At 68.1% G+C, this 12,958-nt stretch carries 9 protein-coding genes and 5 pseudogenes; 6 read left to right on the top strand and 8 right to left on the bottom strand.

Going from position 1 to position 12,958, the window contains the following annotated elements; all coding sequences use genetic code 11:
• A partial coding sequence (locus tag B056_RS0133045) for a transposase family protein (protein WP_018501423.1) occupies positions 1–221 on the top strand: 221 nt, incomplete at its 5' end.
• Between the two features lie 52 nt (positions 222–273).
• Here the strand turns inward: B056_RS0133045 and B056_RS0133040 are convergent.
• Complete coding sequence (locus B056_RS0133040) at positions 274–2,472, bottom strand: MMPL family transporter (RefSeq protein WP_018506121.1); 2,199 nt, start codon at positions 2,470–2,472, stop codon at positions 274–276.
• A gap of 306 nt (positions 2,473–2,778) precedes the next feature.
• Between B056_RS0133040 and B056_RS0133035 the strand changes: the two genes are divergently transcribed.
• Positions 2,779–3,396 carry a TetR/AcrR family transcriptional regulator gene (locus B056_RS0133035; protein WP_020572847.1) on the top strand — a complete coding sequence of 206 codons (618 nt, stop codon included), beginning with the start codon at positions 2,779–2,781 and terminating at the stop codon, positions 3,394–3,396.
• A 101-nt stretch (positions 3,397–3,497) separates the two neighbouring features.
• Here the strand turns inward: B056_RS0133035 and B056_RS0133030 are convergent.
• Positions 3,498–3,644: pseudogene (locus tag B056_RS0133030) on the bottom strand (IS6 family transposase); the annotation flags it as partial.
• Between the two features lie 26 nt (positions 3,645–3,670).
• Here B056_RS0133030 and B056_RS38955 point away from each other — a divergent pair.
• Together B056_RS38955 and B056_RS0133020 are read left to right on the top strand one after the other, a co-directional pair.
• Positions 3,671–4,228: pseudogene (locus tag B056_RS38955) on the top strand (Mur ligase family protein); the annotation flags it as partial.
• Positions 4,229–4,361: 133 nt separating this feature from the next.
• Positions 4,362–4,580, top strand: coding sequence for a hypothetical protein (locus B056_RS0133020; RefSeq protein ID WP_018506117.1), 219 nt, complete (start codon positions 4,362–4,364; stop codon positions 4,578–4,580).
• Positions 4,581–4,707: 127 nt separating this feature from the next.
• On the opposite strand, the pseudogene B056_RS0133015 reads toward B056_RS0133020, so the two are convergent.
• Positions 4,708–5,004 (bottom strand): annotated as a pseudogene (locus tag B056_RS0133015) (integrase core domain-containing protein); the annotation flags it as partial.
• Positions 5,005–5,041: 37 nt separating this feature from the next.
• Here B056_RS0133015 and B056_RS0133010 point away from each other — a divergent pair.
• Both B056_RS0133010 and B056_RS0133005 read left to right on the top strand, forming a co-directional pair.
• A complete protein-coding gene (locus B056_RS0133010) occupies positions 5,042–5,545 on the top strand; it encodes a VOC family protein (protein ID WP_018506115.1) in 504 nt (167 codons plus the stop codon).
• A gap of 399 nt (positions 5,546–5,944) precedes the next feature.
• The gene (locus B056_RS0133005; protein WP_076784822.1) at positions 5,945–6,331 is read left to right on the top strand and encodes a hypothetical protein; all 387 of its coding nucleotides are present in this window, start codon (positions 5,945–5,947) and stop codon (positions 6,329–6,331) included.
• Between the two features lie 61 nt (positions 6,332–6,392).
• Here B056_RS0133005 and B056_RS0133000 read toward each other — a convergent pair.
• The 5 genes and pseudogenes from B056_RS0133000 to B056_RS38945 all read right to left on the bottom strand — a co-directional run.
• Positions 6,393–6,872 (bottom strand): annotated as a pseudogene (locus tag B056_RS0133000) (IS256 family transposase); the annotation flags it as partial.
• 7 nt (positions 6,873–6,879) lie between these two features.
• Positions 6,880–8,976: an ISAzo13 family transposase gene (locus tag B056_RS0132995; protein WP_026240430.1), complete on the bottom strand. Its 2,097-nt coding sequence runs from the start codon at positions 8,974–8,976 to the stop codon at positions 6,880–6,882.
• Positions 8,977–9,028: 52 nt separating this feature from the next.
• Positions 9,029–9,802: pseudogene (locus tag B056_RS43325) on the bottom strand (IS256 family transposase); the annotation flags it as partial.
• Between the two features lie 143 nt (positions 9,803–9,945).
• Entirely contained in the window at positions 9,946–11,952 is a 2,007-nt protein-coding gene (locus B056_RS38950) for a sensor histidine kinase (RefSeq protein ID WP_018506110.1), read from the bottom strand.
• Positions 11,945–12,865 (bottom strand): DUF5995 family protein, encoded by a 921-nt coding sequence (locus tag B056_RS38945; protein ID WP_230203308.1) that lies wholly within the window; start codon positions 12,863–12,865, stop codon positions 11,945–11,947. Before B056_RS38945 ends, B056_RS38950 begins: the two co-directional genes overlap by 8 nt.
• Between the last annotated feature and the right edge of the window lie 93 nt (positions 12,866–12,958).

Raw genomic sequence — 12,958 nt, 5'->3', positions numbered from 1 at the left:
ACGTGATCATGCCGTATCGGAAACCCCTCGACGGACAGCCGCTGTCGGAGTGGAAGGAGGAGCTGAACAGGGTGCACCGCAAGGTCCGGGCCCGCGTCGAACACGCCCTCGCCGGGATGAAGACCTGGAAGATCCTGCGTGACTACCGCCGCCAGGCCCGCACCCTCGGGATCACCGCGGCCGGGATCGCCCATCTCTACAACATCAGCCGGACCGGCTGACCGGTCACGCGGACCGGCCACACCCCACCCAAACCGAGTTACGAAACAGCCTTTAGGCAGGTGCGCGTTCGTGGGTGGTATCGAGGGGGTCCTGTCCATCGTCGAGGAGGTGGCGTAGTTCCTCGCCTTCGACGTCGAGGTTGGGCAGGATCCAGTCGAGCCAGCGGGGTAGCCACCAGGCGACACGGCCGAGCAGGGCCATTACTGCCGGGATGATGGTCATGCGCACGACCACCGCGTCGAAAAGCACGGCGACGCCGAGAGCGAAGCCGATGGACTTGACGATCGATTCGGGCGACAGTACGAACCCAGAGAAGACGCTGATCATGATGAAGGCCGCGGCGGTGACGACCCGGGCCCCGTGACCGAACCCGGTGATCATGGCCTGGCGCGGGGTGCTGCCGTGCGAGTATTCCTCGCGCATCCGCGTGACGAGGAAGACCTGGTAGTCCATGGCGAGACCGAACACGATGCCGACCAGGATGATGGGCAGAAGGCTGATGATCGGCCCGGTCTGCTTGATGCCGAAGACGTCGACGAGCCAGCCCCATTGGAACACCGCCACGACCGCGCCGAATGTGGCCGCGATGCTGAGCAGGAAGCCGAGGGTGGCTGTCACCGGCACGAGCAGGGATCGGAACACCAGCAGGAGCAGGATGAACGCCAGGCCGACCACGACGATCAGATAGGGCACGAGAGCGTCGCCGAGCTTCTTGGAGACGTCGATATTGATGGCGGTCAGACCGGTGACACCGATGCTGGCGCCAGGCACCGTGCCGTCGATCTCCCGGATGGCGTGGACCAGTTCCTCGGTCGCGGCGGCGCTCGGTTCGCTTGTGGGGATGACGGTCAGCAGCGCGGTGTCGGCCGCCGGGTTGATGACCGCCGGGGTGACCGTGGCGACGTCACGCAGGCCGTGGACCGCCTGTGTCACCTGGTCCGCCGCCGTCTGCGCCGACCCGGCGCCCGCGTCGACGGTGACGGTCAGCGGCGCGTTGAAGCCAGGACCGAACGCGCCGGCCAGCAGGTCGTAGGCCTTGCGTTGGGTGGTGTCGGGTGCGGCGGCGCCGTCATCAGGCATGCCAAGTCGCAGGTCCAGGGCTGGGATCGCGATGACACCAAGTGTGATGACTCCGATGAGCAGCGCCATGACCGGGCGGCGGGCGATTGCCCCGGCCCGCCTCGCGCCGATGTTGGGCCTTGGCGTGGCACGGTCCGCCTCCAGGTCGCGGGCGTGCAGCCCACGAGGGTGCCGGGAGATACGCCGGCCGGCGAAGCCCAGCAGCGCCGGCAGCAGGGTCAGCGCGATGACTACGGCGACGGCCACGGTGAACGCGGCGGCCAACCCCATCTGGGTGATGAACGGAATGCCCGCGACCACCAGCGCCGCGAGCGCGATCACGACGGTCAGGCCGGCGAACACCACCGCGGAACCAGCGGTGCCGACGGCCAGGCCGGCTGCCTCTTCCCGGTCACGGCCGGCGGCGAGCTCGTGCCGGTACCGGGAGACGATGAACAGCGCGTAGTCGATACCCACCGCCAGGCCGATCATCAGGGCGAGTGTCGGCGTGGTCGACGACAGGTTCACGAACCCGCTCATGGTGCTGATCGCGCCAATGCCGATGGCGATGCCGAGGATCGCGGTCAGCAGCGGCAGGCCGGCCGCCACCAGCGAGCCGAACGTGATGAACAGGACTACGGCGGCGACCGCGATCCCGACGACTTCGCCCGCGCCCTGCTCCGGCTTGACCCGCACCGCATCGCCGCCGACCTCGACGGTCAGGCCCTGGGCGCGGGCCTCGTCCACGACGGCGGTGAGCGCGTCGCGGGCCTGCTCGGTCAGGTCCGCCGACGGCACCTGGTAGGTCGTGCTCGCAAAGGCCACGGTGCCGGCGCTGTTGACCGCCCCGGACTGGAACGGGTCGGTGACCGAGGCGACCTGCGGCACCTCCTTCAACTGCGCGATCGCTTGCTCGACCTCCGCCCGCACAGCACTGAGCTGCTGACCATCCGGCGCGGCGAACACAACCCGCGCCGTGGCGCCATCGGCGGAGGCCTGCGGGAACCGCTCGTTGAGGAGGTCGATTGCCTCCTGCGACGGCGTACCCGGGATGCGGAACGTGTCGGAGGTCGATCCGGACAGGGTGGCGGCGCCGGCCAGCGCGGCGGCGAGGACCGCCACCCACACGGCAGTGACCAGCCACCGCCGGCGGAACGCGAACCGGCCAAGCCGATAGAGGAACGAGGCCATGTGGGGGCTCCTGTTCGAAGGTGCGTGGGATCGCCCGACCACAGGCGGCCGACGGCCACGGGCGTGGCGACTGGGTCCCGCTGGTTCCAGCGGTGCCGAGCGACACCCGAGACGCTAGCCGTCCAGCAAGTGAAATGCTAGCTGATCGTAAAGTACGTCACTTGTCGAACGGCTAGGATCTTGCTTGACGAACGACATGTTGATGCCCTAGCATCGACGAGTCGAGCGCTAGCTGGCCGGCAGGTTGCTAGCTTGTCGACCGGCAAGCTAGTCTGTGAGTCCGTAAGGATTCAGCGAGGAGTAACCGTGACCCCCGCCGCACTGAATGCACCCGGTGTGACCGACACCCGAGGGCGCATCATCGACACGGCGGTCCGCCTGTTCACCCGGCACAGCTACGCGGGCACCTCGCTGCAGATGATCGCGGACGAACTGGGCGTCACCAAGGCGGCCCTCTACTACCACTTCCACACCCGCGAGGAGCTACTCACCGCGGTGGTCGAGCCCGTGCTCGGGCCGTTGCGGACCATCGTCGAGACCGCCGAGGCGCAACGCACCCCCCACGCCCGCGCGGAGCACATGCTCACCGGCTACGCCGCCCTCGCCGTGCGCAACCGCGCCGTGATCTCCGTGTTGGCTGCCGACCCCGGCGTGACCGACGTGCTGCTCACCCAGCGCGACCTCGGCGACCTGATCGGCCGCCAGGTCCGTCTTCTCGCCGATGTCGACGGCGGTCCCAGCGGGCAGATCAAGGCTGCTCTCGTACTGGGCGGAATCGCCGTCGCGGTCGCACCGAGACAGATCGACCTGGACGACGATGTCCTGCTCCAGCACCTCGTCGAGGCGGGCCGCCGCACGCTGGGACTACGCACGCCACGGCGGGCCACCCACAACGCGGCCCTCAGCCAGGTCGGACCTCCATGAAAGCTCGAGACTGGACTCCCACCGAGCCCGCGCTTATGAGCACCTGGGGCGCTGTTGCATTCGGAAGATCCGACGCACGCCAATGGCCTGGTTGCTCATGGTCAGATGGCGGCGAGGAGCTCAGCGAACGCGGCTGCGACCCGCAGCTTCGGGTCGCAGTCGATGGCGAGTTCGTAGTGTCCACGGCGGATGTTCTGGACCAGGGCATGTCCAGCGCTGATCGTCTGAACCGGACGGAGACGTTTCAGGGGCACTGTTGCATCGGCGAAGCCCCGTCGACGGCCACGACTACGCCAGCCAGGCCGGCCGGGCCGGCACGGTGGCCACGCTCGGCTCCCGGCCCACGCCGCTACCCACCGTCGTCGTCAAGGACGCCTGGGCCGCGCTGCAGGCGCTCGCCGCCCACGTCGTGGCCCGGCTGCGCGACGGGCTGACCGTTGTCGGGCTGACCGGCTCCCAGGGCAAGACCAGCACCAAGGAGCTGCTGGCGGCCGTGCTGTCGAGCGCCGCGCCGACGATCGCCACGATCGGCTCGCTCAACAACGAGCTCGGCGTGCCGCTCACCATGCTGCGCGCCGCCCCGGCCACCCGGTTCCTCGCCCTGGAGATGGGCGCCCGCCACATCGGCGACATCGCCGAGCTCACCGGCCTGGTCGCACCCGACATCGCCGTCATCCTCAACGTCGGCCAGGCCCACCTCGGCGAGTTCGGGTCACGCGAGGCCATCGCCAAGACCAAGGGCGAGCTGGTGCAGGGGCTGGCGTCCGGCGGCACCGCCATCCTGGGCGCCGACGATCCCCGGGCGGTCGCGATGCGCTCGCTCACCGACGGTTCATCATCGCGACCGCGGCAACGCTGGCTGCGGCGCAGGGCCAGGCGACCGGCCGAGACAGACACCTAATCAGCATCCGACGGCGCCTGCTACTTGTTGACGAACGAGCCGCCTAAAGACCAGGTCAACGCCGGTGGCCGAATTCTGGCACTCGACAGAATTGTCCGCCGAAGAGATCGAGGAGATCGTGCGCCGGATCGAGGAGGTCCTCGGCAGTCGGAAGGCGCCGGGGCGGCCTCCGCTCATGGATCTGGCGGAACAGGTGGAGATGCTCCTCGTCCTGCTGCGCCAAAACCTGCCTGTGGGGCTCCAGAACCCCGATTCGGCCTGTGATCTGGTCTTTTGCGGTTGACAGGATCTTCCGCGCAAGTAATCAGGCGGCGTTACGATATTCATTGATCATGCCTGTGGGGCTCCAAAATCCGGGTGCGGTCTGTGAGCTGCTCTTTTGCAGCCCGGGTGATCGCCTGCGGAGGTCATCAGGCGGCGTTGCGGTACTCGTTGATCAGCCCGCCGAGGATGCGTGTGCGACGGACGGTGGACTCCGACGTCGGGGCGACCACGGGTGGCGGGTCGGGTGGGTGCTGGCCGAGGGAGCGGTGAGGCCGGTGGGTGTTGAAATGCTCGGCGTATCTGGTGAGGATCGAGGTCAGGTGCTGTTCGGAGACGATCAGGAGTCTGTCGGTGCATTCGCAGCGGGCGGTGCCGACCCAGCGTTCCGCGATCGCGTTCGCTTTCGGTGACCGTGGCGGTGCGCGCACCACGTCGATACCAGCTGACCTGGCTGTCGAGCCGGCCGTCCTGCCGGGAGCGGTGCGTCAGATCGGCTACGTCGTACGTGACCTCGACCATGCTCTGCTGAACTGGCTCACGCTCGGGGTGGGCCCCTGGTATGTCCTGCGCGGACAGTCGCAGAGTGGCCTCTACCGCGGTCAACCCTGCACGGTCCCCATCTCGGTCGCCTTCTCCAACTCCGGTGACCTGCAGATCGAACTGATCCAGCAAGAAGACGACACGCCCAGCATCTACACCGAATTTCTCGCGACCGGGCGGGACGGCTTTCACCAACTGGCTTGGTGGGCCAACGACTTCGACACCGCCCTGCAATCCACCCAAACTGCTGGATGGCCTGTTGTATGGTCCGGCGGCGAAGAGGGCGGGACCCGCTACGCTTACCTCGAGCCCCCCGCTGGTCCGGCGACAATAATCGAGCTTATGGAAGTCACTCCCGCCACGCCCCATATGGCGACCCTTGTCCGCCAGGCGGCGGAAGGCTGGGACGGCAGCGAACCGATTCGCTCGGTCAGCCGCGGCTGACCTGCGTTGAGGCGACCGGGGGCGGCGGGAGTACCAGCCGCTGCCCCCGGCAAACCCCACATGACTGTCTCCCATCGCGGGGCTTATGCCGCCCGGTCGCCAGAATATCTTTGATCATCGGTTGAACGATCACTATGCCCGCGCCCATCGGGCTACTCCGGAAAGGGCAGCATCAGGTCATCTGGTTGAGGCGTGCCCTGCCGCGAGTACTGCAATTTTCGTAGGCAGGATTGTCTGCACGTGGAGGACGACGGGACGGGCCTGATCGGACAGGCTTGTGCGGGTACCCTACCTTATTCCGTCTCCAGGCCGTCCAGCGGGTGGCACCGGACGTTCCCGCCGGAACGTCGACACGCTCCTCCCAGCGGCAGGTAGATGGACGACATGACAGGGAGAGTCATGCGTAAACGACTTGTTCTTACCGGGATGGCCATCGTGTCGTTGGCTGCCTGCGGCCCGATCGACCCGGCAGAATTTCCCTCCGAGGATTTGCCGTCTTCGGTCACCACGCCGTCCTTGTCGGCAAACCCGGGAATCGGGATCGGGGATGGCGCCCCCACGTACGTCCGCCAGTTCCGCCAGCAGTTTCCTGGGTTGGCGCAGGGAAAAACCGACGAGCAGATCCTCGGTGACGGCGAGGCTGACTGTTCGGACATGGCTGCCGCCAGAGAACTCACCACGCCCTCGATGGCCAAGCGGTACGACCTGAGCGACTCGACAGCCGACCAGTTCACGCTCCACAACATTGCCCTTTTGGCGACGTTCACCCTCTGTGGGATCCGCTGATGCTCGGTCATGCCCGCGGGGGTGGTGTACGGAGAGTGACGCCGCGTGATCCTGGTTCAGGTTATGCGGTGAGGGCTTCGGGCGTCATGCTGATCTGGGGTGTGTCGGGCGGGTTCTTCGTGGCGTCGACTTTGGCGAGGATTTCGACTCCGAAGTAGCGGTGTGTTTCGATCAACTCGTTGTGTTGTTCGGCGAGGACGGCGCCGACGAGCCGTATGATGGCGCCGCGGTCGGGGAAGATACCGACAATGTCGGTGCGCCGTCTGATTTCCTTGTTCAGCCGTTCCTGCGGGTTCGACGACCAGATCTGCCGCCAGATCTCGCGCGGGTAAGCGGTGAACACGAGCAGGTCGGCTTTCGCCTCGGACAGGTGTTCCGCGGCGCGAGGAAGTTTCTCGGCGAGCCCGTCGACGACCCGGTCGAACTGGAGGGCGACCTCGTTCGCGTCAGCCTGATCGAAGACGGTTCTCACCACGGTGGCGACCCAGGGCTGCGACGCCTTGGGTGTGAGCACCAGCAAGTCTCGCAGGTAGTGGGTCTGTGCAGAATTAAGCTGTCGGCGTGGCGGGCTCGGTTGCTGCGACGGAGGCGAGGAGCTGTTCGGCGGAGCGGTACTTCACTGGTGCTGGTGGCAGGTGGATGTCGTCTTCTTCGAGGATGGGGCGGACGTCGAGGAAGGCGGTGCCGATGGTGCGGTGGCTGACGCCGAACAACTCGGCAAGGGCTCGGCCGGTGCAGACCTTGCGGTGGTGAAGGAGGGCGGCGAGGACACGTTCACCACTGGTGATCTTCTGCGGGAATACGCCGCCGCGGGTTCCGGGGAGGCGCTGGCGACCGCGTTGCTGGTGGCGGCGGCGTTCCACCGCGGCTGCTTGGCGAACCGACACCTGTTCGATGAGTGCGGCGAGGTCGGCGCGGCTCATGCCGGTCAACGCAGGGTCGGACAGTTCCCAGGGCAGCAACGGGCGGCCGTCGTCGTACTGTCCGGTGCGCGCGTAGGCGGTGACCTGCTCGGCGCGGGTGAACCGCAGCGTCGTCGGCTCGATGGTGATGTTCTGCTCGTGCAGGAGATGCCGGACGTCGGTGACCGCCTGGCCGATCGTCGGCGGGGCGACTTCCAGCAGGTCCGCCAGGACGCGTTGGGAGCAGATCTGGCGCAGGTGAACGACGGTGACCAGGACCCGGTCGCGGGCAGAGAGCAGGGGCCTGCTGTGGGCGCCGGGGGCGTTGCGCCGTGGACCGTTGCGTCCCTGGTAGCGACGCTGCTCCCGGCGGGCGGCCTGCTCCGGGGCCAGCCGCGCCGCGAGTGCGTCCAGCTCGGCGGTACTCATGCCCGTCAGACGCGGATGGGCTAGCAGCGCAAAGGTCGCGGCCCGGTTCGGACCGGTCATGGCGTCAACCGCGGCGGATGAGGCCGCGCCGTCGGTGCGCGTGGGATGGATCGTGTAATTCCACGTTCTGTGCACCATGTGGTGCTCGATCGGAAGAGCATCGATGCGGGCTTTGCTGACCGCGACACCGACCGGGTAGTCCTGGGTGTCCCAATGCGCTTCGACCCGCAGCCCGCTGCGGGTCCGTGTCGCCGCGATGGTGTTCACGACCACTTCATGACTGGTCAGTGGCCTGCCGCGCCAGTTTATGGTGATCTGGGAGAACAGCCGGTGCTCAATCTTGTTCCATTTCGAGGTAGCGGGCGGGAAATGACACACGGTGATCGCCAGGCCGGTATCAGCGGCGAGCGCGGCGAGTTCGGCTTTCCATGCCCGGAAACGGTAGCTGTTCGACCCGCCCGCGTCCGCGGTGACCAGCAGCCGGGTGGCCTGAGGGTAGTCGGCCTGGCCGCGGGCCTGCCACCAGCGGCGGATCGAGGCCACCGCGAACGCCGAGGTGTCGTGATCGACCCCGACGTTGACCCAGCCGGCGTCGCTGGTCAGGTCGTAGACGCCGTAAGGGATGGCGGTGTCACCCTGCGGGCCGGTGAAGAAGCTGTGATCCTCGACCTGAACAGGGTCGCCTTTCGGTCGCCATTCACGGCCGGGGTTCGGGAGCTGGCCGAGCATCTCCTTCTTTTTCGCGTCCACGCTGATGACCGGCTCGCCGGCCTTCTGATGCTTCACGACCTGGTCGTTCAGGTAGCGGAACTGGGCATCCCGGTCAGGGTGCTGCTTTCCTTCCAGGGTCTTGGAGTTCGCCTGCAGACTGAAACCAGCCGCCCGCAAGAGCCGGCGGACTGTCGACGGCGATACCGGGTGCCCCTGACGGGTGAGCTGTTCGGCGAGGTGCCGCAGCGACTTCGTGGTCCACCGCAACGGCGAGGTCGGATCACCGCGCTCCTCCGGCTCGACGAGCGCGAGAAGCGCTGCCACCACAGCCGGATCCGTGTCCTCGATCCGTCTGCGGCCGCCGCCCGGCCGACGGACACGCCGACCGGACAGCGGTTCCCCGCCCGCTTCGAGTTCGAACACGCCGGCGCGGACCGTGGTCTCGCTGACGCCAGCGACTCGGGCCACCGCGCGGACACCGCCATGCCCCAGCAGCCAGGCCTCGGTTGCCAGCACCAGCCGTCGCTGCCGCTCGTCGAGGTGCGGCAGCACCATCGCGAACCGACGAGATAACTGGTCCAGGACATCCCCCATGATCGCCATAGCACGACATCGCACCAGACAGGTCGAACCACCAGGTTGTTCCTGCACAGACCCAGTGAGTCCGACACCTCTGCCACGAGGAGCCAGGCAGGGTCGCCCCGATCGCGTTGACCAGACCCCGGTGGGCATCGGAGGTGACGAGGCGGACCCCGGACAGCCCGCGGGCGACCAGGCCGCGGAAGAACGCCAGCCAGCCGGCGCCGTCCTCGCTGCTCACCACGTCGAGGCCGAGGATCTCCCGATGTCCGTCGCCGTTGACCCCGACCGCGAGCAGGCAGTGGACGTTGACGACCCGCCCGCCCTCGCGGACCTTCATCGTCAGCGCGTCGGCCTGGACGAACCGGTACGGGCCGGCATCCAGTGGCCGAGAGCGAAACGCCTCGACCTGGCCGTCGAGATGCTTCGCCAACTCCGACACCTGTGACTTCGAGATGTGCGCGACCCCGAGCTGTTCGACGAGCTTGTCGACGCGGCGTGTGGACACCCCCAGCAGATACGAGGTCGCGACGACCGAGATCAGCGCCTGCTCGGCTCGCCGGCGCCGTGTCAGCAACCATTCCGGGAAGTACGACCCGGTCCGCAGCTTCGGTATCGCGAGATCAAGTGTCCCGGCCCGGGTATCCCACTCCCGCATCCGGTAACCGTTACGGCGATTCGTTCGATCCGGCGATATCTCGCAGTATTCGGCGCCGCAGACGCTGTCCGCCTCGGCGCTCATCAACGCCTCCGCGAACGCCTTCACCATCGAGCCCAGCAGATCCGGACTCGCCGCCAGCAGTTCCTTGCCGAACCCGTCAGGGTCGGTCACAGTCGGACGCACGGCCATCGCGTTTTCCTCCTCATCGAGTCCTTGGTCGTTCTCGAACGAGGATCACGCGGTGGTCGCTCTACGTCACGGACCGCCACTCCGGCGAGTCGCTAGACGATCACGATCCGTACACCACGTGCGTGGACTCCACTGCTGGGGTGTCAGCGTGTTTGGTTGGGGCGTAGGTCGAAGATGGTGCGGCGGATGTCGTCGATGGTGTGGTCGAGGGCGTTGATGGCGCTGGTCAGTCGGGCTGCGGCGATGTCGCCGACGGCGCGGGTCAGGGACTGCAGGTGNAGGCCGATGGCGAAGAGGCGTTGGATGACCTGGTCGTGGAGGTCGCGGGCGATGCGGTCGCGGTCCTGGTAGACGGCGAGGCGGGCCCGGTCGTGTTGGGCCTGGGTGAGTTCGACGGCGAGCGCGGCGTCGTGGGTGAACGCTTCGATCAGCTCGATGTCGTGCAGCGGGAGGCGTGCCGCCGCCGTGTGGTTTCCGAGGATGAGTACGGCCGGTGCCCCCCGGGTGATCCGTAGCGGAACGATCAGCGCGCGGGTGCGGGGCATGGTGGGGGTGGGGGAGATGCCGCTGCCTCGTAGGTCGAGCTGGTTGAGGACGACGGTGCCGCCGGCCGTGGGCCCGTCCGCCGCCTGGATCGTGTCCCGGGTGAGGGTCAGCCCGAGCAGGAGGTCGGGGGCGGTGGGCAGGCCGGTGGCGACGTCGGCTGCGGCTATCACCAGGTTGCCGTGCTCGTCGGGGACGGCGACCGCACCTAGGTCGGTGCCTGCCATCGTTCGTGCGATGCCGGCGATGAGGCCGAGGGCGTCGCGTGGTTCGGTGACGGCGAGGATTCGGGTGGTGGTGTGCGCGATCGCGGCCAGCCAGGCTCTGCCGCGTTCCGCCCGCGTGTGGAGTCGGCGTAGTTCATGGTCGGTGCGGTCGCGTTCGATCGCAGCGGTGAGGATGTCGGCCACCGCCTGCACGAACTGGATCTCCTCGTCGGTGAAGTGATGCGGGGTGGTGGTGTGCACGGCGAGGACTCCGAACAGGAGCCCGCCGCCGCCGACCCGCGTCACCAGCACTGTGCCGACCTCCGGCGGCGCCGGTGGGGAATCCACCGTGCGGTGAGCGGGCAGGCCGCTGCCGGGGCTGTTGATGATGACGGGTTTGTCCTCGGCCAGGGCCTGGTCGAGGAGCCGGCCTGTGCGGTCCGGGTCGTCGCGTCGCTGGTTGAGGGGGAGCAGTTCGCAGGCGGCGACGCCGAGTGTCGAGGTGACCGCCGCGGCGGCCTCGTGGGCCAGTGCGGCGGGGTCGGAGCTGGCGATGGCCCGGCGGCCGAGCCGGGCCAGGGCCGCCTGGCGGTGTTCGGCGCGGCGCAGGTCGGTGATGTCGGCCAGGACGAGCGCGAGCATCTCCTCCCCGTCCCGCAGGTAAGGGATCACCGATACCCGCAGCGACCGGCCGGGGCCGTGACCGGCGAGGTCGAGGTCGCTGACCTGGGCGTGGTTAGTGCTTCTCGCGACCGCGACCAGCCCCCACTCACCGCCCAGGGCCCGTTGCCCCGGGGCGGCCGGTGCCAGGTGCTCCACGAGCCGGGTGAGGGGATCACCGATGCGTTGTGGTGCGCCGGCGAGCCGGTCCACGACCGCCGAGCCTTGCCGTAGCCGCAGATCGGCGTCGTAGACGGCCACCCCGACCGGCAGCTCGCCGCCTGGTGCGTCCGCCGAGACGAGTTCGAGCAGGGTGGCGTGTTCCCCGATCGTCTCGCCGCCGCGCCGGGCGGCAGTGACGTCCACGATCGTCCCGGTGTTACCGCTCACCTCGCCCGCGCCGTCCCGGATCACGTTCGCCCTGATCTGCACACGGCGGTAGCTGCCGTCACTGGTGCGGTACCGGGTCTCGTGGTGGCAGTGGTCGGCGCCACCGGCGACCACCCCCATGAACAGAGCGACCGTGTACTCCAGCTCGTCGGGATGGACATAGTCCAGGAACCGGGCACCGAGACTGGAACCGATCTCGAAGCCGGTCAGCCTCGTCCACGCCCGATTGAGATACGTCCAACGGCCTTCCGCGTCGGTGCGGAACACCACCTCGCTCAACGTGTCGAGCAGCACCGCAGCCTCATCCTCGCCGACCCGGCCTTGTACACCGACCTGGCGGGTGTCAGCCATGGGAGGCGCAGTAGGCGTCGCGGTCCTGGCCCAGGGGGAGGAGACCGGGCCGGGTGTAGAGGGTCCGCAGCGTTGCGGCGGTCGTCGCGGCAGCGGCCTCGATCTCGTTCACGATCCGCCCCCGGGCCTCAGCGGTCGGGGCGTTCACCAGCCGTTCGGCGTTACGCCAGGCGGCCTCCCGCCACACCACCAGGATCTGCATGAGCGCCGTGTACGACAGGCCCAGCGGGGTCGCGATGTTGTCGATCGAAGGGTCGAGCCGATTCGCCGCCTCGTGCAGCAGCGGGCCGACGACGCGGTTGAGCATGACATTGACCTGGTCGTGATCCGGCTTGCGGCTCCGCCCGTCCGCGGTGACCAGGCCCAGGGACGCCAGCACCAAGGGCAGGTCCCGGTTGACGTGCGCGTTCATGCCGAGCAGCAGGTCACCGGCGCCGGCGAGCCGGCGCTGCTGCGCCGCGTCGAACGCGATCGCCCAGGCCCGCGGCACCGCGGTGCCCGGCCCGGCCTGCCAGGCGTCGTAGGCCTGGAAATAGTAGGCGGCGAACACGGCGTCCTCGGTGTTGACGTAGGAGACGTCGTCGAAGAATCCGGGTTCCGCGGCGACCCGCCGGTACTCCTCCGTTGTACGCAAATAGGTCAAAGCGAACACGGCGTTGTGGTCACAGCTCGCCACGAGACCGTCGTAGCGGCCCTGCATCCGGGCGATCGTGGCGTCCACACAGGTCGGCTCTCCAGCGGCGCATTCCGCCGCGTCGGCAGGAGCGTAGGCAGTGGGAAGCGGCGGCAGCAGGCCCGTCCAACCCAGGAACAGGGGGTCCACAGCCCCAGCGGGAACCGCGGACACCACCGCCACCGCCGCCGCGAGGAAACCAGCAACCATCGTGAACGCCACCCGACGAACCAGACCCACCCGAAGAATTAAAGGGAGCATGGCTGCCGATCCTAGGGCAAGGCAACCCGGAAAAAGGAGCCGCCCCCGTTCATGCATAGAGATGGCGTATTG

Origin of the sequence: Parafrankia discariae (assembly GCF_000373365.1) — a bacterium.
Classification (GTDB): domain Bacteria; phylum Actinomycetota; class Actinomycetes; order Frankiales; family Frankiaceae; genus Parafrankia; species Parafrankia discariae.
Note: the sequence above shows the minus strand (reverse complement) of the source record. Positions and strands in the feature narration are given on the sequence as shown.

What these genes read in the sequence shown, in the direction of transcription:
- B056_RS0133005 (WP_076784822.1), top strand. Translation starts at nt 5,945, where the DNA reads ATGCGTAAACGACTTGTTCTTACCGGGATGGCCATCGTGTCGTTGGCT.
- B056_RS0132995 (WP_026240430.1), bottom strand. Translation starts at nt 8,976, where the DNA reads ATGGCGATCATGGGGGATGTCCTGGACCAGTTATCTCGTCGGTTCGCG.
- B056_RS0133040 (WP_018506121.1), bottom strand. Translation starts at nt 2,472, where the DNA reads ATGGCCTCGTTCCTCTATCGGCTTGGCCGGTTCGCGTTCCGCCGGCGG.